The following is a 24,460-nucleotide window of genomic DNA, read 5'->3' as shown; positions in this document are numbered from 1 at the left end:
CTTGATAGGTATTTTTTTATCGGATGACAGCTTTAAGTGATTCTTGTAGATTTTTCTCTACTTTTTGCATTGCTTTTTGAATTTCTTCGTCTGTCAGCGTCGTTTCTGGGTTACTAAAAGTTAATGAGTACGCAAGAGATTTCATGCCTTTTTCGATTGAAGAACCTTGGTACACATCAAATATTTTCACTTGAGTCAAATATTTACCAGCTACTGCTTGAATGGCATCAACTACATCTTGATTGGCCACGTCATCTTTTACCAACATGGCAATATCACGACTGACGCTTGGGTATTTCGATACGGATTGATAGCGTACCTCGCCAACAGAAAGCGCGATAACCGCTTCTAGATTCAGCTCAGCAACATATGTTTCGGCAATGTCATATTCTTTTGCAGTCGCAGGATGAACTTGACCGATGAAGCCAATGCGGTGATCTTCGTAGTAGATATCCGCTGTTCTACCTGGGTGAAGTTCTGCGATAGCATCTGTCGCAACAAAACGAATTGCCTTTGTTAAAGATAGACTGTCAAATAATGTTTCTAACACTCCTTTTAATTGATAAAAATCAACCGCTTGTGGTTTTGTTTGCCAGTCTTTGCTTTTGATTTCACCCGTTAGCGCAAAGGCAAGATGTATTTCTTCTTTTGGTAGTTCTTTTTTAGGATTGCCTGCTTGATAAAAGACACGACCTACTTCATAGAAAGCAAGTGATTGGTTCTTTCTCGCGATATTATAAGCCAAGTCATCTAACAACCCGCTAATTAAATTCATTCGTAATACAGCACGGTCTTCGGTCATCGGCCAGTCAAGACGTGTTAGCTCACTTGCTTGCATGGTAAATTGATTGGATTTTTTTTCAGTCGTTAAGGCATAGCTGATTGCTTCTGAAAAGCCAGCGCCTTCGATTACATTACGAATGGCTCTTGTGATGCGTTGGGAACGAGTCAATGCACCTGCGACTGTCTCGCCAGTTGGTAAGGTTGAAGGTAAACGATCATAGCCATAGATACGAGCCACTTCTTCAATGATATCTGCTTCAATGCTGATATCCCAGCGACGAGGTGGAATCGATACCGTGTATTCTTCCCCTGTTAGTTCATAGGCAAATCCTAGTGCATCAAAAATCCCTCCGACACCAGCTAGTGACAAAGATGTACCTAAGTAGCGATTAATGCGATCCAATTTAATGGATACAGTTACGTCTTTTGGCTCCACATGACTAGCGACTACTGCCTCTTTTAAGACCGTACCTCCAGCTAATTTGGCAATCATCGCAGCTGCGACATCACATGCTTGAGCGACTGTTGCTTGATTGATGCCTTTTTCAAAGCGCGCAGATGATTCACTACGCAAATGGAATTGTTTGGCTGAACGACGAATTGAAATCGGATCAAATAGCGCTGCTTCTAACGCGACAGTTGTCGTTTCAGGCACGATTTCTGAGTCCAGGCCGCCCATCACACCGGCTAAAGCAATCGGTTTTTCGCCATTGGTAATCACTAATGATTCCGGTGATAAAACCCGTGTTTCCCCGTCCAGAGTCACTAATTCTTCTTTATCAGTAGCCTGACGGACAACAATTTCTTTTGATCCGATTCGGTCGTAATCAAAAGCATGTAATGGTTGACCAAATAGCAATAGAATATAATTGGTTACATCAACGACATTATTGATTGGGCGAATGCCTGCATTCATTAGGCGATTTTGTAACCAGACAGGACTCGGCGCAATCGTCACATCTTCAATAATGCGCACTTGATAAGCTGGAACGAGTTGTTCATCGGTCACACGCACTGCGATTTTTTCACTTGCAGGCTGATCACTTTCAACCAACACTTCATCAGAAAATTTCGGTGTTTGATTATAGATGGCACCCACTTCATATGCCACACCCCGCATACTTAATGCATCAGCTCGATTTGGCGTGATAGATAATTCGATGATACTATCATCCATCTCTAAGTATGGAAAAACACTCTCACCCGGTGTTGCGTCAGCTGGTAAATAATAAATGCCTTCTGAGTATTCTTTTGGAACTACACTGTCACTAATACCTAGTTCTTGTAGTGAACAGATCATACCATTTGATACTTGTCCGCGCATTTTCCCTTTTTTAATTTTTACATTGTCTTTAATTCTGGCACCAGGTAACGCAACAATAACTTTGACACCAGCTTTGATGTTAGGCGCGCCACATACGATTTGGGACAATTCTTCTCCACCGACGTCGACTTGACAAACGTGTAAGTGGTCTGAGTCAGGATGATCGATGCATTCAACGACATTTCCGACAACCAAATTCTTCAAGCCTGCCTCTGGGACGGTCACTCCTTCTACTTCTATCCCAGTGACCGACATTTTATCAGCTAGTTCATTGGGTGTAACACTTCCCAGATCAACTAATTCATTCAACCATTTATATGAAACGAACATGTACTTACTCCCCCTTGAATTGAGTCAAGAAACGACTATCATTTAAATAAAAATTACGGATATCATTGACTCCATAACGCAACATTGCAATCCGGTCTGGACCTAAGCCAAATGCAAAGCCACTATATTCTTCAGGATCAATTCCTGACATTTTTAAGACATTTGGATGCACCATACCAGCACCGAGAATTTCAATCCAACCAGTATGCTTGCAGACATTGCAGCCTTCACCGCCACATTTGAAGCAGCTAACGTCAACTTCTACAGATGGTTCTGTGAATGGGAAGTAGCTAGGACGAAGACGAATTTTTCGATCTTCACCAAACATTTTTTTCATTAATACTTCTAGTGTTCCTTTTAAATCACCCATTGTGACATTTTTGTCAACAACTAGTCCTTCAATTTGGTAGAATTGATGACTATGTGTAGCATCATCGGTATCACGTCGGAACACTTTTCCTGGTGAAACCATTCGTAATGGTCCTTTAGAAAAATCGTGTGTTTCCATCGTCCGTGCTTGGACAGGCGACGTATGTGTACGAATCAGTAATTCTTCTGAAATATAAAACGTATCTTGCATATCGCGCGCTGGATGGTCTTTAGGTAAGTTCATGCGTTCAAAGTTATAATGATCTCGCTCGACTTCATTGCCTTCGATGACTTGATAGCCCATACCGATAAAAATATCTTCAATTTCTTCCATAATTTGAGTTAACACATGACGTGTTCCGCGATTTACTTGCTTACCTGGCAGCGTAACATCGATGGTTTCTTCTGCTAAAGCTTTATTTAACGCAGCTTGTTCCAACTGTGCTTTTCGTTCTTCGATTCGTTGACTTAGATTATCACGAATTTCATTGGCGAAGCTTCCTACTTTTGGGCGTTCTTCGGCAGAAAGATCTTTCATCCCCCGTAACACTTCGTTAATTGGACCTTTCTTGCCTAATGTTTCGACACGAATTTGATTTAAATCAACTAGATCTTTCACTGATTCAATTTTACTCAGTGTTTCTTCTTTTAACTTCTCCAGCTTCTCTTGCAATGACATGGACTTGTTCCTCCCTTTTCCACAAATAAAAAAAGCCTCTCGTTCCATAAAGGAACGAGGGCTCGCGATACCATCCTAATTCGTGAATTACTCACGCACTTCATTACTTAACGACAGAATTGCCGGCTTGAATCAATCAAGCAAACTCCGGAAGTGAACTTCATCTTTCGTAAATTGTGCTTACTCTCAGTCTATGATAAGCTTCCCTGATCAATCACAAAAAGACTACTCTTTTCCATCAACATTTTTTGGTTTCATTTTGTTATGTGTAAATTCTACTAAAGAACTGACGAAAAATCAACTAGCTTTCCGGATGACACCATTCTTCGCTCCATATTTTGACCGATTCAAAGCTTTCTTGTAAGCCTAATCCTTTGTCAGTTAATCGGTAATGACTATCGCTTTTTTCGATGATGCCTTCATCTTCTAAATCACGTAGTCGTTCAGATAACACCCGATCACTTAGCATTGGGATTTTTTTAGACAATTCAACAAAACGTTGTTCTTGTTGTTCGAGCAAAACTTGGATGATTAGTCCGTTCCATTTCTTCCCTAAAATTGAAAAGGCTTTTTCAAATTTAGGACAAAGAGTATAATCACATTTTTCTACTTCTATCATTTCAATCACCTCTTTATTGGTATTCTATCATAATTCTTACCAATTGTAAGAAGTGGTGCTCAGGGCACCGCACACCTTTATAAGGTTACCATTTTTTTCTGAGAAAGCAAGATAAGATAAACAGATTTTACTGGTTTTTTTAGTGCGTTTTGCAATGCTTCTTTATAGAGCATTAATTGGCCCCGGTAGCTATCAATAAGTGCTTCTTCAGTTTTAGCTGCTGAGATGTGATCGGTTTTAAAATCATACAAAATCACTTCGTCCTCAAATTCTATGTAGCCATCGATAATTCCGTGAATCAACACTTCTGCGTCATCGTCGCCAAAGTTATGATAGATTGTTTTCGCTTGCCGCAACATAGAAAATGGCTGCTCACGCTGCACACAATCAGCATGTAGGCTCATCATTTTTCTCAAATCCGACTCATAAAACCACCACAACGCCTCGTGGTCAATGGCCGCAATCAGGTCATCCGGAAATCCTTGGTGAAGGTAAAATTCTTCAAGCCACGCATCAAACGCTACTCTCTCCCAGTCAGTCGCTAATGGCAAGTGCTGTAAAATACGGTGAGTCGCTTGGCCGATGAACCTCGGATCAAGACGCTTGGTTTTCATAAATTCTGGGACAGCTAGTCCTTGATTGACCAGTCGATAGCCTTTTTTGTCCTCTTGGGATGCAAACCAGTCATACCGATTATCCTCCATGTCATCTGGATCTTGATAGAGTCGCTTGATTTCTGAGACGGACTGGTAGCTTGTCGTCATTGTCGCTTTTTGATGTGGGTATTGAAAGTCTAAGCGTCTTTGCAACACAGTCGGTATCGTTTCATACTCTTTAGCCGTCTCTAAAGTCGGATGAGTGACGTGTAATTGAGCAAACCATGTGCTTCTTTGCTCTAAAATTTCTTCGGCTGTATACCAATGAAGGGCAAATTTTGCTGGATGGTCAATTGTTTTTACGATTGACTCCGCATGCTCAAAATACTGCTGCATCTTTGGATGACGGACCAATGTTTTGCCTATCCAATCCATTAATGAAGTCTTGCTTACTAAGCGGCTTGCTTCATCTAAAAATTGCTCTTCTTCATATTGAACAGTCAACCATTTTTTGTAGGCTTCTTGTTTGTTTTTATAAGATCCTACTAAATACAACTTTTGCTCGGCTCGCGTCAAGGCGACATAAAGCTTACGCATTTCTTCAGATAATAGCTTTCTTAGTTTCACTTGCTTCAATGCCACAAAGGGAAGCGTCGCATAGTGGACACGTTGCGAGGATAGGTATTGGATTCCTATCCCTTCGTTCTCATCCAATAAATAGTTTTTCCGTAAATCTTGCATATTTAATTCTTTCGTTGCATCCATCAAAAAGACGACTGGAAATTCTAGTCCTTTACTAGCATGAATGGTCATGACTCTCACTGCATCACCGGTCATTTCAGCGACTGGTTCGACCAAATCCTTGTCTTTTTCGCGCATTTTTTCGACAAACCGAATAAATTGATATAACCCTCTAAAACTCGTCTTTTCATAATCCTCGGCTCGGGACACTAGCGCCATTAAGTTGGCATAGCGCTGCTTACCAGATGGCAACCCAAGCATGAAATCAGGATAGGCCGTCTCATCATAAATCAGCCATAATAAATCAGCCACGGCTACTTTACGGGCTACTTTTCGCCAACGCTCCAATTGATTGGCAAACTTCTGCACTTTTCTTTGCAAAGGATCATTGACGTCGTCGGTGCCATTTTTTAAATACACTTGAAATGCTTGGTAGAATGTCACATCGCGCTTAGCAAGTCGCAATGTGACTAATTGATCTTCAGTCAGTCCAACAATTGGCGAGCGCAACACACTGACAAAAGGAATGTCTTGTAAGGGATTGTCAATAATTTGTAACAAGCTCAATATCACTTGAATTTCAGTCGTTTGAAAATAGTTTTGGGCATCGTTAAGTTCAAGCGGTAGCTCATACTCTTTAAAAATATCAACCATCTTTAAATGATTGCCTCTAGTCGGTGTCAAGAGCACGATATCAGCATAGCGAATCGGCCGCATGGTCATCGACTTGCGATCCAGAATGGTCTGCTGATTGTTAAGTAATTGGCAAATCTTTTGCGCGACCAAATGGATTTCACCTTCTGCTTTTGTATCAAAGAAAGCAAGCTCCTCTTCATTTTCTTTTTCATAGAGTAAAATTTCTGGTTCAAAAAATTCGCTTTGATCTTCATAATAGGTTGCCCCAGCGACCAGTTTTGCTTCATCTTGGTAATCGATTTGGCCTACTTTCCGATCCATTAGTTGTTCAAAAATAAAATTGGTAAACGACAACACTTCTTCACGTGAGCGGAAGTTTTCTCGTAAATCAATTTTTTCCCCATCTTGGTGCTGCCGATAGTGATCATACTTATCAATGAATAACGTCGGGTCGGCAAGACGAAACGAGTAAATCGATTGTTTTACATCGCCGACCATAAATAAATTCCCCGGATTGGCTTGTGCCACCCTTTCAAGGATTGCTTGTTGCAAGCGATTGATATCTTGGTACTCATCCACTAAGACTTCTGAGAAGTGTTGACGGTAAAAAGTCTGTGGTGAGACATCGGCTTGTTCATTCGTCAATATCGCCAATGTCCAATGCTCTAAATCATTGAAATCCAACAGTCCTTTTTCCAATTTCCGCTGTTGAAACCGCTCAGCAAATAACTCAGTCAGTCGCGAAATTTCTTTCACAAGTGGTTGCGATTGACGCATTAAGTCACCCATCACTTTCGGATCATAAGGAAAGTATTCTTTCATTGTGTCAAACTGACTTTTGACTTCATCTCTGATCCGTTTGATAGGTTCAGATAGGATCTTCACTTCTTCTTTGCGGTAACTCGGGTATCGTTTAGCAAAAATGGGAGTCGTCAGGCGCACGTACATGTCATCAATTTGGTCAGAAAGGATGGCCTCTTTTAAAGCCACTAGTTGTTCGAATTCAGCTGCAAGTAATTGATAGGCTTTTTCTAATAAGGCTTCAACTTCACTTTGTTGCATCGCGCGCTGCAAGCGATTGACCATAGTCGTAATAAGCTCGACAAGTGCAGGCTTAATGATTGACTGATAAATTGGCAAATCAGCAATCGACTGCCCACTCTCATAAGCCTGACTCAGCTTTCTAAGCCAGACATCTGGCTGTGGATTCGCTCTTGAAAATTGAAAGACGCGTAAAATCATTTCTGTGACTGGTTCATCTGAACGGTCACTTGAAAAGTTTTGTAGTAACTGAAAGAACTCAGGACGTGAGGCGTCGTATTCCTCTTCCATTAATTCATTCCACACATCTTCTTGAATCAGTAGCGCTTCTGTTTCATCCGTTAATAAGCGAAAACCAGGGTCTAATTCGACTAAGTAATAATAGCGACGAATAACTTTGAGACAAAACGAATGCAGTGTTGAGATTTGCGCCATTGGTAAGAGCGTCAATTGTTTGCGAAAATGCTGAATCATCGCTTCTGACCTCGCCTGCTGAATGGTTTTGTGTAATTCGGTTTCGATTCGTTGCTTCATTTCTCTGGCGGCAGCTTCTGTAAAAGTCACGACTAATAGTTCATCGATATTCACACCGTTTTTCAGCTTTTCAATCACGCGCTGAACCAAGATCCGCGTCTTGCCTGACCCAGCAGACGCAGAAACTAGTAGATGGTGATCTGTTTCGAAGATTGCTTGCCACTGATCATCAGTAAACATGACTCCTTCAGGCTTTTTAGGAATGCTCATGATTGCCCTCCTCCATTTTTTGAATCGCCGCGTTTTTAGATAGCGTCTCGATTTTGTGATAATTATTTTCAGGTAACATGGCATCAAACGTGCAAACCGATCGAAACGGACAATGCTGACATGCTCGTTTTTGGTTTTTGAGTTGTAAAGTAGGATTTAAAGAAATGGTTCCTTGCAATAATTTTTCGGCACTTTGCTTCATCATTTGCCGATTGTGATCGAGTAAAACGTTTAATTCATCCTCTGTATAAAATTTATCTTTGCTTTGAGACACTATTTGATAGTGCTCATCTTTGTCCATGCGAATTGGAAAGACATCTGAGTTTTGTGATTTCTCTAGAGACTGATCATACGCCTGATAGAGTGAGGCATCATTCATAAAAATGCCGGTATACTTGTATTTTTTCAGTCGCTGTTGATCAAGATTTTCCTCTTCTTTCAAGATTGGATCTTGTACATGCAAGTAAAAGGCGCCCGCTGGTTTGGCAGTTTCTTGTCCAATTAGCTCGGCTGCATCCATTAAAGCTACATCTAAATAGGTCAACAGCTGCATCGCTAACCCGTAATAGGCATCAGTGATCGAAAAATCATGGGCACTCGATTTGTAGTCCACCACGCCGATATAAGCTTGATCGCCAACGTACACATGATCAATGCGGTCAATCTTGCCCCTGACATGGAGCTTACCACCATTATTTAACGGAATTTCTAGTCCGCTAATGCCTTTCTTCGCTGCAATTTGGCCAAATAATACTTCGGTCTGTGCAGGACTAAATTTTGAGCGTTTCGCTTGCTCTTGGATGACCCAAGAGACCCGCTGAATGGTTTGGGATAGTTGATGGTATAAAAACATCATCCGCGACGAGCTCGCTAATATTTGATAGCGTGCATCGCCAAAAATACTTTTCAACACTTCCTCGACCAAAGACTGCCTCATTTCTTCTGTCAAATTGGTCAACGATAACTGATCACGGATCAATAGACTTAAAAAGCGATCCAAGGCATCATGGAAAAATTCACCCGTAACAGCCGGAGTTAAGCCGTAAATATCGCGTTCCTTTAAGCGTAAGCCGTACTGGACGAAGTAGCGGTATTCACAGTTGTGATACGTCTCTAGTCGAGAGACCGAGCTATAAAGAGAGGACCCGTACAGTTTTTCAGCCTGCTCTTTCGTTAATGAAACAGGAATATTTTGAAAATCACTACTCATAAAGACCATTTCTGCTACTTCACGTAACGGCGACTGCAAGACCTTTTGTTTCAATTGACGCCACACTGTCGGTAATGGCAGTTTTTCTTGCTTAGATTGGCGTTCAATCTGACTAATCCGGCGAATCAGACCGCGATAGGTGCCGACTACTTCGGTCGGTACTATTTCTTTTTTTAGACTCGCTTTTTTTGTAGCGGTGACCATCTGCCAGTCGAGTAATCGCTGAATATAGGGCGACGGCTTGACGAATTGTTCAGTCTCTGAGCTAGCTGGGTAGCTGAGATACGTCCGCTTCGCTCCAGCCAAAAGTAAACTATAGCCGACATGTGGTTCTTTTCTTAGATTTTCTTTGACTGGGTCCATTAGTCGTTCACCTAAAAGTTGTTCGTTTAACCATTCTCTTTCATTTGAGTCAAGTAAGGTTTGATTTTCTTGCTTTCTAGGTAATGCTGTCTCGGTCGCACCTAAGACAAAAACGACTTCGGCCTGTGCAGGACGAGCAAGATCGATGCGATTGACTTGAACTTGATCGATGGACGTAGGGATTTTCCCAAAGGTCACATTCGTCAAACTATGAATTAACAAATTCGTATAGACAGACCAATCAAATGGCGTGTCCCCAAATAGATGGACAAACTCATCGAAAGTCGCCATTAATGCCGACCATGTTTGTTCATGATTGCGTGCTTGATCGAGTTCACCGGCTTGGACTGCTTCATTTCGCCAAGCGAGCAATTGCTGATCGACCCCATTTTTTAGTAAGAAGTCATACAGCATGCGTGTAGCTTCAGCAAACGTCTCAGCTTGCTTTATTTTGATTAAAAAACCATGGATGTCTCTACGAAACGCCTGCCGTAGCTTGTTGGTTTTTAGTGATAGATCCGTCGTTTCGACAGGCATCTCCTGCTCTGCATCAAAAGAATAGACTTGCCAATCTTTCGCAGAAATCCATCGTTTGCCATGGAAATTTTGGGCAAGCGCGATGTTTTCTGTCACATCAATCAACTGTTGAAATTGTATTTGTTGTCTCGAAAAATCTGGATAGGCTTCTTTTACATAGTGTGGGACATACAATTCTGTACGATACAAACGAATAATATCAGTCAAACGATAATAATACCGATCCAAATCCACGATAGTCTCCAAAAACTGAACCAATGGATGCTGGACCATCTTTTTCTTTTCATTGACATAGACTGGAATCTCATACTCAGCAAAGATACTAGCTAAATACGGTCGGTACTTATCTTCCTCAGCTAAAAAAAGCTGGATATCTTTATACGTCTTCTCTTTGCCTAACTCGGTCTCGCCAGCCACGATTCGCCTGATTTCCAAGGCGACTTGATGCATCTCTGTTTGGATGGAATCAGCTTGCCACACATGGAGGTAATCATCCACGGCTTTGTCTTTTATGAAAGTCTGTCCATTTTGCGTCTGGCGGAAAAATTGCTCCACAACAAAGCGATTATCCGATTGATCGTTCGCCACCACTTTGTTATCAAAAAGAATCGGAATGCTTTGGTCTTTTGCGAAATTCAAGAAATAATCATACGTTTTTTGTGCATCAAAAAATAAATCCAACGGTGACGTATTCAGTGCCGGGTGATCTAAAAGCAAGTCAATTTTCACCTGTCCGAGCTGCATCAGCGTTGCGATTAAGCCTTTTTCATCTGGTTTAAAGGACGAAAAGCCAGTAATGATAAACATCGTCTTTGAAAACTCACTCACATTTATGAGCTTGCTCACCAAGTAATTGGTTAACTCAATCAAAGGCTGTGCAAGGGACACTTCTTTTTCAAGTAGCTGCTGCTCATACCAGCCAAAAATTTGAGATAGTTCATGCAGCTTTTCTTCGATTTCAGCTGATGCATTGTCCTTCTCACCCATTAAGTGTAATGCTTCAACTGACACGCCCCCTTGTTGAAACTCGGCATATAAAGAGACGAGTTGCTGGACAAACCCTAGCTTGCTAATCTCACCACGAAATAGCTGCAAATCTGCCCGGTGTTCAACTAGCACTTTTTGCATGATCATATTGGCACCTGACTCACTGATTGTCTGCTTTGTCTGATAGGTTTCGATTTCTTGCAGATAATACCAAGCTAATCGTTGAAAACTAAACACTTGCGCACGAATACTCGCAAAGCTCTCAGTTTGATCTTCTTTTAGTCCATGCAATAATGTCATTTCACGCTCAAATTTATTGTAGTTTGGAACCAAAAAAAAGACCTGATAATCAGTTCCTTTTTTTAGCCACTCCCGCGCCATTGTAAGGTATTCTTTTTGATGATCGACAAATCCATTACCTAAAATAAATTGTAATGACATACTCTTCCTCCTTACTTTGTTTGAGACTGTTCTCTTTATTTTACCATACGACTTCTTGAATGGAACAACAGATGACAATCAATTCAATTGCTGAAAAAAATGGAAAACAGCAATGATACCTTGCTATTCATTTCATTCTATGAAAAAATACGTTACAATAGAAAAAAAGAAAATGAGGTGCAAAAAAATGACACAATTTTTTGAAAAATTACAAAAATACGCGCTTTTACGTATGATTTTTTTGGTACTTATCGGAGGATTCATGCTTTTTCGACCAAATGAAATTTTTCATGGCGTCGTATACATAGTCGCCGGCTATACAGCATTTTTAGGTTTGCTAAATCTAGTCGTCGCTTTCCGCAACCGACAAGAAGGCATGAGTAGTTTTGGCCTAATAAGTGGTGTGCTACTTTTGGTGGCTGCTTTAGCTATTTTGGTCCTTGCTAAACCAATCGTATCAATCATTCCAATCTTTTTTGGTATTCTATTTGTCATCTATGGTCTGGTAAAATTCGTCAAAAAGCCAGCTCGCCGAATTGTAAATGAGCCATCCCTACCTCGAAAGATTTTTTATCTCTTGATTCTATTGGTAGGAATCTTATTAATATTTAACCCATTCAAAACAGTTTTACTGGTTGCGCAAATTGCCGGAGCAGTAATTTTATTGATGGGAATTGAAGAAGGTATCAACTTCTTTAGACGCAACTAGAAAACATATTGAATCGAAGGTGACAAAATGAAAAATAATTTCCATGAGTTTCGGTCTGTTGGGCTTTTATTGACGTTTATAGGCGGCGCTGTGGACTTATACACCTATACGCATTACGGCGCATTCGCCTCTGCCCAAACCGGTAACTTAGTACTATCAATTTCTCAAGCTGTAAATGGTGAGTGGAGTGGCACGGGCCAAAAATTATTATCGGTACTCTTTTTCTTTTTAGGCGTACTTACTGGTAAATTTATGATGCGCTATTTCAGACTAAAAGGCTGGGCATTTTGGCGCCTTATTATTTTGTACGGTGAAGCAATTTTATTTTTACTGATTAGTTTTAGAAGTATTAACTCCCATCCAACACTCGTTACGATGGCAATTTCTTTTGCGACTGCCGCCCAGTGGATCTCCTTTGATAAAATCAATGGCCGCGCCTATACTAGCCTATTCACAACAGGAAATATGAAAGGCCTGGCTGCAGGATTACATGATTATGTCGTGACAAGGGATAAGGCAGCGTTTGATACATTTATGCATTACTTGCTAGTAGTGGGTGCCTTTGTCGTCGGATCAATCTGTGCAGCATTCTCTTATCGCTTTTTCCATGAACAAGGAATATTTTTAGTGTCCATTCTCTTTTTCTACTTAGCGATTAGCCAAACAATCCTAGTGTTAAAATTTTACCGAAGCGATTATGAATAGATTTTCAGATGGTAGATAGACTTGTTTAAATCGAAGCAAAAAGACCATAAAATCCAGAAGTTGGTTCTCAAATTTCTGGATTTTATGGTCTTTTTTATGTTTACTCGTCGTTTAAATCAAATTTAGTGACGCCTAATTATATTCTACGTTGACTAGTCGATTACTAAAATCTCTTTGACACAGTCACGCATGCTTTGAATCGCCACTTCTCGCTCGTGGCGAATCGGCAAGCGGTACAAGTCACTAACTGCTTTCGGAACCGATAAGTTGGTTTGCTCAAAGACCAGCGTAATCCAGTCAAATTCAGATTCAGCTGTAGCGGTGTCATCAAGAGCATGCGCCACTACTTGAGGGAATTTATAAGGACTGGCCGTCGATACAATGACCATCTTCGTTTGATCCCCTGTTTCTTCTTTGTACCGATCACTGACAGCTTTGGCTACTGCAGTATGCGGATCAAGCACATAGCCATGACGATCGAATTCTTGTGCAATGACATCGTTTGTTTGTTCAAATGACGCAAAATCAGCATAGAATTCGCCTAATTTTTCACGCATCTCAGGAAGAATATCATACTTTCCTTGATCAGAAAGTGCGGCCATCAACTGCTGAATGGTTTGGACATTGTCACCACCGATTTCAAATAATAGTCGTTCTAAGTTACTAGAAATTAAGATATCCATTGATGGTGAAGACGTGACAAAAAATGGTCGATTGCGATCGTACGTACCTGTAGCAAAGAAATCCGTTAAGACATTGTTTGTATTGGATGCACAAATCAGCTTATTAATCGGTACACCGATGGCCTTTGCGTAGTGTGCCGCTAAGATATTACCAAAATTTCCAGTCGGTACAGTGACATTAATGGATTCGCCATTTTTGATTTCATCTTGCTTCACCAATTGTGCATAGGTATAGACATAGTAGACGACTTGTGGAATCAGGCGACCAATGTTGATAGAATTCGCGGAAGAAAATTGTTTGTTTTGACTAAGTAACTCTTTTCGTAATTGTTGATCATTAAACAATTCCTTGACTTTACTTTGAGCGTCGTCAAAGTTTCCCTCGACTGCAACAACATAAGTATTGTCGCCACGTTGCGTACGCATTTGTCGCTCTTGAATTTTGCTGACACCATCTTTTGGATAAAAGACAATAATCTTCGTATGAGGCACATCTGCAAAACCTTCCATTGCCGCCTTACCTGTATCACCAGAAGTCGCTGTCAAGATGACTAGCTCATTTTCGACGGCATTTTTCTTAGCGGCAGTCGTCATTAGATGCGGCAAAATCGACAAGGCCAAGTCTTTAAAGGCGATGGTCGGCCCATGAAACAACTCCAAATAACTATCTGATCCGACTGTTTTTAATGGCGCAATCAATGGCGTTTCGAACTTTTCATTGTAGGCATTTGTGATACAAGCTTTTAATTCCTCTTCAGTAAAATCTGTATAATAGGCGGCTAAAATTTCATAGGCCACCTCTTGATAGGTCGCATGCTGCAACACGTCAAAATCTAGTGTAATAGCTGGTTGCTTAACTGGTACATAGAGTCCGCCGTCTTCAGCTAATCCTTGAAGAATGGCTTGCGATGCTGTGACCAAATTTTTATCGTTACGGGTGCTTTTATAAAGTAGTTGTGACATAGTCTCCCCCTCTTATATCATTTTCGCATAATTTTCATCATTTTATCATTTAATTTCTGAATAAACTAGCATTTACGAAAAAATCGCGGAAAAAAGTCATTTAGTCTGATTCGTGGTATAGTTTTAGGTGGGAGGTGACCGACTTGCTAACCTTAAAAGAAAAAATTATTGCAGAAAGTAAGCGAATCGGAATTGATAAAATTGGGTTTACTACGGCTGACCCCTTTATTGAATTAAAAGATTCTCTAGAAGAACAAAAAGCGGCTGGCCATACTTCAGGCTTTGAACACCCGAATATCGATGAGCGGATTTACCCCGAACGGACTTTTGATAATCCAAAAAGCATCATTGCCATCGCTCTTGCTTATCCGACTAGAATTCATGAAAGAATGCCCAGAGATCAAAGGCGTGGGCAATTTGCTAGAGTTTCGTGGGGAATTGATTACCATGATGTATTAAATGAAAAGCTGCAGCAGCTCATTGCCTTTATCCAGGCAGAAACTGCAGGTGTCGATAGCCACTTCAAGCCCCAAGTCGATACTGGTGAATTCGTCGATGTTGCCGTAGCACAACGCGCGGGTTTGGGATTCATTGGTAAGAACGGCTTATTGATTACGGAGGAGTTTGGCTCATTCGTCTACCTAGGAGAAATTGTGACCAATCTTTCGCTTGAACCTGATGAACCTGTAGCCAATGGTTGTGGCGACTGCACGCGCTGTATCACAGGCTGTCCGACGACGGCTTTACTAGGCGATGGTCGCATGAACGCCAAACGCTGTCTCTCTTATCAGACGCAAACAAAAGGCATTATGCCAAATGAATTTCGTAAAAAAATGCATACTGTCATTTACGGTTGTGATATTTGCCAGCTGGTCTGTCCTTATAATCGTGGCAAAGATTTCCACTTCCACGAAGAAATGGAACCAAAAACCGATGAAGTCTATCCGCCACTCGTCCCTTTGTTATCAATTTCGAACAAAGAATTTAAAAAACAGTATGGTCATTTATCAGGCTCATGGCGTGGGAAAAAACCTTTGCAACGAAATGCTCTCATTGCTCTTGTTAACTTAGGTGCTAGGGAAAACTTACCAGAAATTATGCGTTGTCTGAAAGATCCACGTCCAGTTATCCGTGCGACAGCAGTATGGGCGACCGCTGAATTAACGAAGAAAGAACCAGCGGAAACAATTGCTCTTTTTGAAGAATTGCTCCTGGAAGAATCAGATGAAGAAGTTCAAGCGGAAATTAAAAAAAATCTCCACTATTTAGCGAAGATTTCCTAAGAGTCAACTTACTTTTCAATTGAAAAGTAGTTTCTTTGATTTAAATAACGAAACACTGGATATAGAATCACGTAAAAAATACCATTGCCGACTGCATGTACCGCGTCAAAGGAAACTCCTTGCAAATAGTACACCCAATAATTAGTCATGCCATAAATAAAATAATCAAATATGGACATGATAAAGCCGTATAAGAAGCCTGCCACTACCGCAAAGATAACTTGTAAGATGAGACTTTTTTGAAACACAGGTATTTTTTTCAAAAATTGGAAAACCAGTAAAATAATTGCATAAGCTAAAATTTGTTCGACCGTCCAAATACCAATCCCAAAATAAAGACTCGTAATCACTAGCGATAGTGCTGCGACAATGATGCCTCTTTTGACACCATTATAAAAGGTGAATAATAGAAAAATAGTCGTTAGTGGTTGAAAATTGGGTATGAATTGAAAAGCAAATCGTCCAACAACACAAGCTGCCGTAACCATTGCCAGTAATGTTAATTCTCTCGTTACGTATCGTTGATTCATAAATTTATTCCCCTTTTAATAAATTATTGGATCATCAGCATAATTAGTTTACATAATTTTATTATAGGAGGTTTTTTAAGATGAATACAGCCAAAGAAATCGAATTAAGTGTCCAACAGGTATTGGAAACAGTGCGAGCAAGTAGCTATCTTTGTGATAGCTATGGCAATAAAATTGAACAGGTCACCGCTATTGGAGAGTCACTTTTAAAGATTGAGTTTGCTAACAATCAAAAAACACTGATTGAGCATGTATCACAATTTCGTTGCTTTATTGCAAAATAAGCGAACTTTTACAAAATGTTTACTTAAAATTGATTTCAGTACGATAAGCTAACTATATCAAATAAGCACTCCAAAACCCTCACTCTCCCCCTATAGTGAGGGTTTTAGATGTATACACCTTTATTTGCTAGGTTCTCTTTGCATTCATTCAAATAGTCTAGATTGTGTTCAGGATAGATTGGATGACGGGAAACTGTTTCGCTAAGAGTTAAAAAAGCATCACATTTTTTCCCCCTGTACAAGGGATTCAGCCATTCCTCACTCACCTTGTATCCTCTTGACTTCATTTCGTCCATTACCAACTGGTGATAGTCAACTAAATAAGAAGGCGGATAATGAAAAACATAGTTCACCGTTGCATGAGGTTTTCCCCAACCGTTTCCCCGCAAGGCACAGCATTCGCGATGCTGACCTAATAATTGCTGGCGCGGCAGCTTTTCAATTAAATCTTGATGCCATAAATGCATAAATCCTCCACTCCTTTCGAATTCTTTCAACTAATTAGCCAAATAACCTATATTAAGGTACCACAGCCCAGTCGCTATAGACTATAAAACTGCTCGCAAACAAAAAAAAACTATGACAAGATGGTCCGAGTACTAACTTCGGAAATTTAAAATATTCTCAAACTATTAAAAATTTTTTTAAATATTGTCAGGAAAGCTACTTTTGGAACCCATTTTCATATTGATGAGTGTGAATGTATGTCGCAAAAATCAAAGTCAGCCAAATCAACTTACGACGAAAAAAGCCATAAAATCCAAAGCTTAGAATAAACTTCAGATTTTATGGTCTTCTTGCTTGTATCTTAGTGATTTCCTACCAACCACTTTTACTCGCTTCTATGAATCAGTCCGAGATGTCTTCGTTGTCGGATCAAGTCTCCGTTCAACAATCCCTAACACCCAGTCTGTCATAATGGCCATTAATGCTGTAGGTAACGCTCCCGCTAAAATAATCGCCGTTCCATCAGTTGCATTCGTCCCCCGGATAATAATATCTCCTAAGCCTCCTGCCCCGACAAAGGCACCGATTGCCGTAATACCAATAGCTACGACTAAGGCATTTCGAATCCCCGCCATGATCACAGATACCGAAAGCGGTAGTTCAATCATAAATAAACGCTGCGTAGCCGTCATCCCCATTCCTTTTCCGACATCAATAATATCTCGATCAACTTGGATCATGCCTGTGTAGGTATTTTTGATGATTGGCAACAGTGAATACAAGGTTACTGTCACAATCACTACATTTACCCCTAATCCTAATCCAATCATTAAAATCGAAACCATCGCGAGAGAGGGGACTGTTTGAATAATATTCGCTAGACGAATAACCCAGTCAGCCAGGCCACGTTTCTTGGAAATTGCGACTCCAATTGGTATCGCGATGATTGCAGCAAACAACACACCGTAGATTGAAATCAAAAAGTGACGAAGAAATTGACTAAAGACGTAGGTACCATTTTCTTTAAAATAATACACAAATTGCTCCAAAACATTCATATTTTGCAAATCCATTTCATCACTCTCCTTCAAAATACCTATTTTTTTCAAGAAATTCTTTGGCTACGACACTTGGTTCGACTAAGTTATTGTCTGCCTCAAAATTCAGCTTTTGCATTTCATCTGTTGAAATCGTACCAGCCAATTTGTCAATAATTTCTTGTAGTTTCGGTTGTTCTTTTAGAAGTTTGTTGTCAATTATCGGCACCGCATCGTACGGTGGAAAGAATTTCTTGTCATCTTCTAACATGACAAGATCATAGCTACCAATCCGTCCGTCGGTTGAATAACCTAATACGATATCCATTTTACCTGCCGCTACTGCATCATACACCAACCCAATTTGCATAGGTAAGATTGTTTTAAATTCAAATCCATATGCTTTTTTAAACCCTTCATAACCATCACCAGCCCGGGTAATCCAAGCTGGATCGACGCCAGCAGACAATTGATCAGCTACATTTTTCAGGTCACTGACTTTTGATAAATGATATTTTTCCGCTGTCTCTTTTGTCACTAAATACACATATGTATTATCAAATCCGTATGGTTTTAACCACGTTTCATTGTAGCGTTTTTCAAATTCTTTACTGACAATATCATATGCTTCGGTCGGATCTTTGACCGGATCAAGTCCAAGTGTGGTCGTTAAATCCGTTCCCGTATAACGTGCAGTCGAAATTTGTGCATCGCCATTCATCATCGCTTGGTGATTAATGGTTGTTGTCGCCAAGTTGTTGATGATAGTCACTTTATTATCTGTATAGTGCTCAATCATACCAGCAACCAAGCTAGCTAAAATTTGAGATTCCGATGTAATTCCGCCCGTTATCGTGATGGTCTTTTTTGAGTCACTGCTAGAAAGTCCAGGTAAAGAACAAGATGCTAAAAAGACTAGCAAACTGAAACAAAGTACGATGGTATAAGATTTTCTTTTCATTCCTCTACCCCCTTCAATGCACTAGGAGTAAGCATTTTTTCGACTAAGCCTAATAAATAGTCCGCTAATAAAGCTAAGATTGTCACTGGAATTGTCCCAGCAAAGATGAGTGCTGGTTGATAATTATTTAACCCACTAAAGATCAGATCACCCAAACCACCTGCGCCAATATAAGATGCTAAAGTCGCCCACGCAATCACATAGACGGCCGCTAAACGGATACCAGCCATAATCGTCGGCATTGCCAAAGGAAGCTCGACTGAAAAGATTGACTGTAAATTCGTCATCCCCATTCCTTTTGCTACGTCGACGTAATCTCGGCTAACATTTTTCATCCCGATATAAGTATTTCTTAATATCGGTAACAACGAATAAATAAACAAAGCGACAATCGCCGGTGTCTTTCCTACACCAAAAATTGGAATCATTAGTGCTAACAACGCCAAGGAAGGAATCGTTTGTAAAGCACTGGTTAAGCTAATCACGACATTAGCTATTTTTTTAAAGCGCGTCAATAAAACGCCAAATGGCACAGCCACAAGCACACCTAAAACCAGAGCAAAAGCCGAGATATACAAATGTTGAATACTTTTTTGTATTATGTCATTTCCATATTCTGCAAAGAAGTTTTCCATTACTAGACCTCCTCTTTGGCTGATTCAACTGCTCCACTAACTGTTTCTTCTTCGCCCCAAATAACATCATAGACAATATCCACTAGTGAAGCTCGCGTTAGAATGCCCACAAGTCTTTTCTCTTCATCGACCACTGGCACATACTTAATTCCTCTAGTCAAAATTCTACGCAAAGTATCCCGTAAAAGTGCCGACTGTTTTACAAAGAAGACTTGTGGATTCATGACTTCTCCGACTGACTTCCCTGATCCCCGTTCACGGTCGATGACTTCGACATCGATATAGCCTTCAAGGTGGTTCGATTCATCCACGACTAGTAGTGTATCCACTCGTTTTTGCCGCATCAAGCGAATGGCTTCTTGTAATGAGTGTTCGCGCGTAATCGTAATTGGATTGGCCAGTGCTACTTCACCAACTATTGTTGCATCCGGTTTTGCTTGCAATAAGCGGTCCTCACCGATCAGCTCTTCGACAAACTCATTGGCTGGATTCCGTAGTATCTCGTCAGGCGTGCCAAATTGAATTACTTTTCCGCCACTCATGATCACAATGCGATTCGCTAATTTTAACGCCTCATCCATATCATGGGTAACAAAGACGATGGTTTTTCCTAAACGCTCTTGCAAATCTTTCACCAAATCCTGCAAGGCGTCTCTCGTGATTGGATCTAGTGCGCCAAAAGGTTCATCCATTAATATAATATCCTGATCAGCAGCCAATGCGCGCACCACCCCGATCCGCTGTTGTTGCCCACCTGAAAGCTCGCTTGGATAACGATCGAGCATCTCTCTAGGTAGTTCAACAAGATCAATCATTTTTTCTGCTGTTTTGTTTCGTTCTTCATCGCTAACTTTTAACAGTTTTTGCACTAAGGTAATATTGTCGCGAATCGTCATATGTGGCATAAGACCAATACTCTGAATGACATAACCGATCTTTCTTCTTAATTCCACCGGATTAAGAGATTGTATATCTTGGCCGTCGATTAAGATCTTCCCCTCAGTTGGTTCATTCATCCGATTAATCATACGCATACACGTAGTCTTCCCGCTACCACTCGTACCAATAAAACAAATAAATTCACCCTTTTCAAAGGACACATTGACATCCTCGACGGCGATTTTTCCACCCTTGTAAACTTTTGTAACGTGTTGGAATTCGATCAAAACACTTCACCTCTTCTTCTTTTTTGTGTCTACATAAATAAGTATGGGTGAAAGACTGAGAATTCACAATTATTTTGCACGAAATATATTTTATTCCAGGACAGATGTTTTTCTATAAAGTAAAAAAAGCTTTCAAAAGAAAGCTTTTTCCCCATATTTTATCAATCTTTGTGATTCTTTTTATTTAAAGAGACATTCTCTTCAGAAAGATGTAGTCCTCTCGGGCCAATATGGGTAGAGAAGACAATGTTTGTTTTTGTATCACCAAATTTTTGAAGTTGATTAATGAATTCATCCAATTCAACCGTATTCGGAAAAAATACTTTTAACATCATCGAATATTCACCTGTTACACAATCACACTCCGTAACATTGGCCACATTTTCAATGAATGTATAAAAATTTTGTTTATCTTTGGCATTAACAGCGCAATGGATATACGCTTTTATTGAAAAACCTATCTTTTGATAATTTAATACGGCTTGGTAAGAATTAATGAATCCGCGATTTTCTAAATTTTGTAACCGAACAGAAACAGAAGGTGAAGAGATAAAACATTCCTCTGCCATTTGTTTGACGGTTTCTCGTGCATTTTTTTGAAGAATATTTAATATATTTTGATCAATTGCATCCATTCATGACACCTCACTTTTTTTTATTTTAGCGAGTAATTCACCAAGATGCAAGTAATTTTTGCATTTCATGTTATATTTTCTTACATTCGGAGTGTTTTTCTGAAAAGAATCACGAAAAATAAGCTGATTCCTGCAAAAAAAGCACAACTTAGATACATGATTGTAAAGTTTGTTAACGAAGCAACGACACCCCATAGTAATACGCCTCCGCCATATGCGACGTCCAATGATGCTGAAAAAATAGCAGTCGCTTTCCCTCGTTCTTGTGGCAAAGCATTTTCTAAGACGATGGTATTCATCATCGGAAGTAAGCATGCATAGCCAATACCATACAACATAGCAGCAACTATCAATCCCCAAAAAGAGGTCGTCCATGCAATTGTCAAAAAGGAAACACCAATACTAACAATGCTTCCAACAACCAAAACCATCGATTGAATGCGAATGAAGATACTCGGTAAAATAAAACGAATGCCAACCATTACCAGGGACATAATGGTAAAATAGTAGCCCGCGCCACCGATATGCTTTTCATTTGCAAATTGTGCGATAAAGGAAACTACACCAGAATTGGCAAAACAAATAAAAAATAAAATGGCGCTCGGAATAAGGATTGTTTTGCGTTTACTTAGCGCTTCCTCCTCTTGTTTTAAGCTGCTCTTTTGCAGCGTACCTTGAGCTTCATAGCCATCACGAATCAGGAAACTAAATAAAAAGGCAATCAATACAAATAAAAACGCACATTGGAACAAATGCTCGAAGCCAAACTTACTCGCAATGGTAAGTCCAATTAAAGGACCAATTGCACTAGGCAATGCTTGAGCAATACTAAAATACCCTAAACCGGCTGCTAATTGATCTTTAGGAATGCAATCGGCTGCAATCGTACTTGTCGCTGTACTTTGAATACTATTTGCTACTCCTTGGACCATACGTAAAACCAATAAAATGAGGATGGTTTTATAAAGTGTTAAAAAACCAAAATCAAGCAATAATAATACAATCCCTAAGATTAAGAGGCGTTTGCGTCCATATTTATCAAGCCAGATGCCTACAGGAAAACGGGTCACTAACGCAGCTAGTCCTAAGATACCGACTATAAAGCCAGACATAGCTTTGGAGCCACCAAATTGACTGACGTAAATTGGCAGTGACCCCATTTGCATAGTGACCGCTGTCGTAGCAAACGTACTGACGATCATTGTTACTATAAAATTTTTTGACCAAATTTTTTCGGATTGTTGGACTTCTTCCATACGCCCTCCTTAGGCAGACATGACTTCTTTGAAGCGCACTTGAGATAGGAATTGCTTCGTGCGATCTTCTTTCGGATGATTAAAAACTTCATCCGGTGATCCTTGCTCAATAATGTATCCATCTGCCATAAAAATAACTTTGTCTGCAACCTCTTGCGCAAATTGCATCTCATGAGTGACGACAATCATTGTTTGCCCACTATCAGCCAGACTGCGCATGACACTCAAAACCTCACCGACTAATTCAGGATCGAGAGCCGATGTCGGTTCATCAAATAGTAAAATCTCTGGTGTTAGCGCCATTGCCCGTGCGATCCCTACCCGCTGCTGCTGTCCACCAGACAATTGGATTGGATACATATCCTTTTTATCCTCTAGTCCGACTTGTCGCAAAGCATCCAGGGCGATTTGTTCCGCTTCTTTCTTTTTCACCTTGCGAGGTGTCACTAATCCTTCCATGACATTTTTCAAAATAGTCATATGACTGAATAGCTCGTATGATTGAAACACCATTGCCGTCTTCAAAGCAATTTCACGCGCTTGTTTTGCGCCAATTGATGCTAAATTGTACATCGTATCGGCAAGTTGATAATTTCCCTCATTGGGTTCTTCAAGTAGATTTAAACAGCGTAAGAAAGTTGTTTTCCCTGAACCACTGGGACCGATAATACAGACCACTTCACCACGATGGATGGTCAAGTCAATCCCTTTTAAGATTTCATTTTTGCCAAATTGCTTCTTTAAACCAAAAACTTGTGCTTCAATCATAAGACCACTCCTTATAATGATATTGTGTTTCTTGATGCCCCAGACTCTAAAATATCGCGTGCATTGTTCAATGCGGTCTCGGCAATTTCTTTGACTGCAAGTTGTGTGTAATAGGCAATATGTGGCGTGATAAAGACATTTGGATAAACCATCAGCTCTTGATAAAATGGATTTTGCTCTTGTCCTACTTGGAAGTACTTCTCTTCATCTTCCAGTGTATCTAACATACATCCACCCTCACTATGTTCTAACCAACGAATCAGTGCTTTCGTGTCAATAATTTTTCCTCTAGCGGTGTTGACGATTTTGGCAGTCGGTTTCATTTTGGCAAAGAGCTCACCATCAAAAAGATGCACCGATTCCTTTGTCAAAGGTATATGTATGGATAAGATATCAGCCTGACTAACCAAATCTTCTAACGAAAGATAGCTGACCAGCGAGGCAAGCTCCTTGTCCTGTGTGCGACTATAGGCCAGGACAGTTCCACCCATAGCGACGATTGTCTGAGCGACTACTTTGCCAATTCGACCAGTGCCGATAATGCCGACCTTAATATCTTGAATCTCATCGCCAATAGCTGTTTTTCTGACTAACTGATCATCCGTGTGCATACGCATCGGAATATTGCGAGCGAGCATTAGGATTGCCATTACGGCAAAGTGTCCGACCGACGTAGGACTGTATGCGGGGACATTGGTTACTTGAAGGTGATATTTTTTCGCCCACTCAAGATTAACACCATCGATACCTGTCGATTTAATCGACAACTGCTTCATGCCATAATTACTCAACATCCGATAAAAAGTCTCACTTTCACGCATATCAACACTGGGATAAAGACAGATACCGTCATGACCTTTTGCATATTCGATGGTTTCTTTACTGATTTGTTCTTTTCTTATTGTGACAGGAATTTTATGAAGGAAGGACCATCGTTGAATGAATGGTTCCTCCTCTTCACTTACTCCATAATAAATTAATTTCATACACGACTCTCC

At 40.3% G+C, this 24,460-nt stretch carries 20 protein-coding genes and 1 other annotated feature; of the genes, 4 read left to right on the top strand and 16 right to left on the bottom strand.

The features are described from left to right. Window positions 1-16: 16 nt before the first annotated feature. From pheT to NE257_RS03850, 5 genes are all read right to left on the bottom strand, one after another. On the bottom strand, window positions 17-2,437 hold the full coding sequence (gene pheT / locus NE257_RS03870) for a phenylalanine--tRNA ligase subunit beta (protein WP_251885818.1): 2,421 nt from the start codon (window positions 2,435-2,437) through the stop codon (window positions 17-19). 4 nt (window positions 2,438-2,441) lie between these two features. After that, window positions 2,442-3,485: a phenylalanine--tRNA ligase subunit alpha gene (pheS, locus tag NE257_RS03865; RefSeq protein ID WP_251885817.1), complete on the bottom strand. Its 1,044-nt coding sequence runs from the start codon at window positions 3,483-3,485 to the stop codon at window positions 2,442-2,444. A gap of 47 nt (window positions 3,486-3,532) precedes the next feature. Next, window positions 3,533-3,736 (bottom strand) — a binding site (T-box leader). A gap of 50 nt (window positions 3,737-3,786) precedes the next feature. Next, the gene (locus NE257_RS03860) at window positions 3,787-4,104 is read right to left on the bottom strand and encodes a winged helix-turn-helix transcriptional regulator (RefSeq protein WP_007208349.1); all 318 of its coding nucleotides are present in this window, start codon (window positions 4,102-4,104) and stop codon (window positions 3,787-3,789) included. A 77-nt stretch (window positions 4,105-4,181) separates the two neighbouring features. Continuing rightward, the gene (gene addA / locus NE257_RS03855) at window positions 4,182-7,865 is read right to left on the bottom strand and encodes a helicase-exonuclease AddAB subunit AddA (protein WP_420871137.1); all 3,684 of its coding nucleotides are present in this window, start codon (window positions 7,863-7,865) and stop codon (window positions 4,182-4,184) included. After that, window positions 7,849-11,400 carry a PD-(D/E)XK nuclease family protein gene (locus NE257_RS03850; protein ID WP_251885815.1) on the bottom strand — a complete coding sequence of 1,184 codons (3,552 nt, stop codon included), beginning with the start codon at window positions 11,398-11,400 and terminating at the stop codon, window positions 7,849-7,851. Before NE257_RS03850 ends, addA begins: the two co-directional genes overlap by 17 nt. 187 nt (window positions 11,401-11,587) lie before the next feature. On the opposite strand from NE257_RS03850, the gene NE257_RS03845 reads away from it, so the two are divergent. Then, the gene (locus NE257_RS03845) at window positions 11,588-12,109 is read left to right on the top strand and encodes a DUF308 domain-containing protein (protein ID WP_251885814.1); all 522 of its coding nucleotides are present in this window, start codon (window positions 11,588-11,590) and stop codon (window positions 12,107-12,109) included. Window positions 12,110-12,136: 27 nt separating this feature from the next. Further along, on the top strand, window positions 12,137-12,814 hold the full coding sequence (locus NE257_RS03840) for a YoaK family protein (RefSeq protein WP_007208353.1): 678 nt from the start codon (window positions 12,137-12,139) through the stop codon (window positions 12,812-12,814). A gap of 152 nt (window positions 12,815-12,966) precedes the next feature. On the opposite strand, the gene thrC is transcribed toward NE257_RS03840, so the two are convergent. Next, window positions 12,967-14,460 (bottom strand): threonine synthase, encoded by a 1,494-nt coding sequence (thrC, locus tag NE257_RS03835; protein WP_251885813.1) that lies wholly within the window; start codon window positions 14,458-14,460, stop codon window positions 12,967-12,969. A 143-nt stretch (window positions 14,461-14,603) separates the two neighbouring features. On the opposite strand from thrC, the gene queG reads away from it, so the two are divergent. Next, window positions 14,604-15,743 carry a tRNA epoxyqueuosine(34) reductase QueG gene (gene queG / locus NE257_RS03830; RefSeq protein WP_040366592.1) on the top strand — a complete coding sequence of 380 codons (1,140 nt, stop codon included), beginning with the start codon at window positions 14,604-14,606 and terminating at the stop codon, window positions 15,741-15,743. An 8-nt stretch (window positions 15,744-15,751) separates the two neighbouring features. Here queG and NE257_RS03825 read toward each other — a convergent pair whose 3' ends face one another. Beyond that, window positions 15,752-16,273: an ECF transporter S component gene (locus tag NE257_RS03825; protein ID WP_251855037.1), complete on the bottom strand. Its 522-nt coding sequence runs from the start codon at window positions 16,271-16,273 to the stop codon at window positions 15,752-15,754. Window positions 16,274-16,353: 80 nt separating this feature from the next. On the opposite strand from NE257_RS03825, the gene NE257_RS03820 reads away from it, so the two are divergent. Next, complete coding sequence (locus NE257_RS03820; RefSeq protein ID WP_251885812.1) at window positions 16,354-16,557, top strand: hypothetical protein; 204 nt, start codon at window positions 16,354-16,356, stop codon at window positions 16,555-16,557. A gap of 104 nt (window positions 16,558-16,661) precedes the next feature. On the opposite strand, the gene NE257_RS03815 is transcribed toward NE257_RS03820, so the two are convergent. From NE257_RS03815 to NE257_RS03775, 9 genes are all read right to left on the bottom strand, one after another. Further along, window positions 16,662-17,024, bottom strand: a complete 363-nt coding sequence (locus NE257_RS03815; RefSeq protein ID WP_251885811.1) for a TIGR02328 family protein — start codon at window positions 17,022-17,024, stop codon at window positions 16,662-16,664. A gap of 375 nt (window positions 17,025-17,399) precedes the next feature. Further along, the gene (locus NE257_RS03810) at window positions 17,400-18,077 is read right to left on the bottom strand and encodes an ABC transporter permease (RefSeq protein ID WP_040366598.1); all 678 of its coding nucleotides are present in this window, start codon (window positions 18,075-18,077) and stop codon (window positions 17,400-17,402) included. A gap of 4 nt (window positions 18,078-18,081) precedes the next feature. Then, a complete protein-coding gene (locus tag NE257_RS03805; RefSeq protein ID WP_251885810.1) occupies window positions 18,082-19,002 on the bottom strand; it encodes an osmoprotectant ABC transporter substrate-binding protein in 921 nt (306 codons plus the stop codon). Next, window positions 18,999-19,637: an ABC transporter permease gene (locus tag NE257_RS03800; RefSeq protein WP_251851512.1), complete on the bottom strand. Its 639-nt coding sequence runs from the start codon at window positions 19,635-19,637 to the stop codon at window positions 18,999-19,001. The genes NE257_RS03805 and NE257_RS03800 overlap by 4 nt, the downstream gene beginning before the upstream one ends. A 2-nt stretch (window positions 19,638-19,639) precedes the next feature. Further along, window positions 19,640-20,803: a betaine/proline/choline family ABC transporter ATP-binding protein gene (locus NE257_RS03795; protein ID WP_007208362.1), complete on the bottom strand. Its 1,164-nt coding sequence runs from the start codon at window positions 20,801-20,803 to the stop codon at window positions 19,640-19,642. A gap of 161 nt (window positions 20,804-20,964) precedes the next feature. Next, the gene (locus NE257_RS03790) at window positions 20,965-21,438 is read right to left on the bottom strand and encodes an Lrp/AsnC family transcriptional regulator (RefSeq protein WP_251885809.1); all 474 of its coding nucleotides are present in this window, start codon (window positions 21,436-21,438) and stop codon (window positions 20,965-20,967) included. 80 nt (window positions 21,439-21,518) lie between these two features. Continuing rightward, window positions 21,519-22,694, bottom strand: coding sequence for an MFS transporter (locus NE257_RS03785; protein ID WP_251885808.1), 1,176 nt, complete (start codon window positions 22,692-22,694; stop codon window positions 21,519-21,521). A gap of 9 nt (window positions 22,695-22,703) precedes the next feature. Next, complete coding sequence (locus NE257_RS03780) at window positions 22,704-23,462, bottom strand: amino acid ABC transporter ATP-binding protein (protein ID WP_251885807.1); 759 nt, start codon at window positions 23,460-23,462, stop codon at window positions 22,704-22,706. An 11-nt stretch (window positions 23,463-23,473) separates the two neighbouring features. Then, on the bottom strand, window positions 23,474-24,448 hold the full coding sequence (locus tag NE257_RS03775; protein ID WP_251885806.1) for a D-2-hydroxyacid dehydrogenase: 975 nt from the start codon (window positions 24,446-24,448) through the stop codon (window positions 23,474-23,476). Between the last annotated feature and the right edge of the window lie 12 nt (window positions 24,449-24,460).

Origin of the sequence: Enterococcus italicus, from assembly GCF_023743875.1 — a bacterium.
GTDB lineage: Bacteria > Bacillota > Bacilli > Lactobacillales > Enterococcaceae > Enterococcus_G > Enterococcus_G italicus.
Note: the sequence above shows the minus strand (reverse complement) of the source record. Positions and strands in the feature narration are given on the sequence as shown.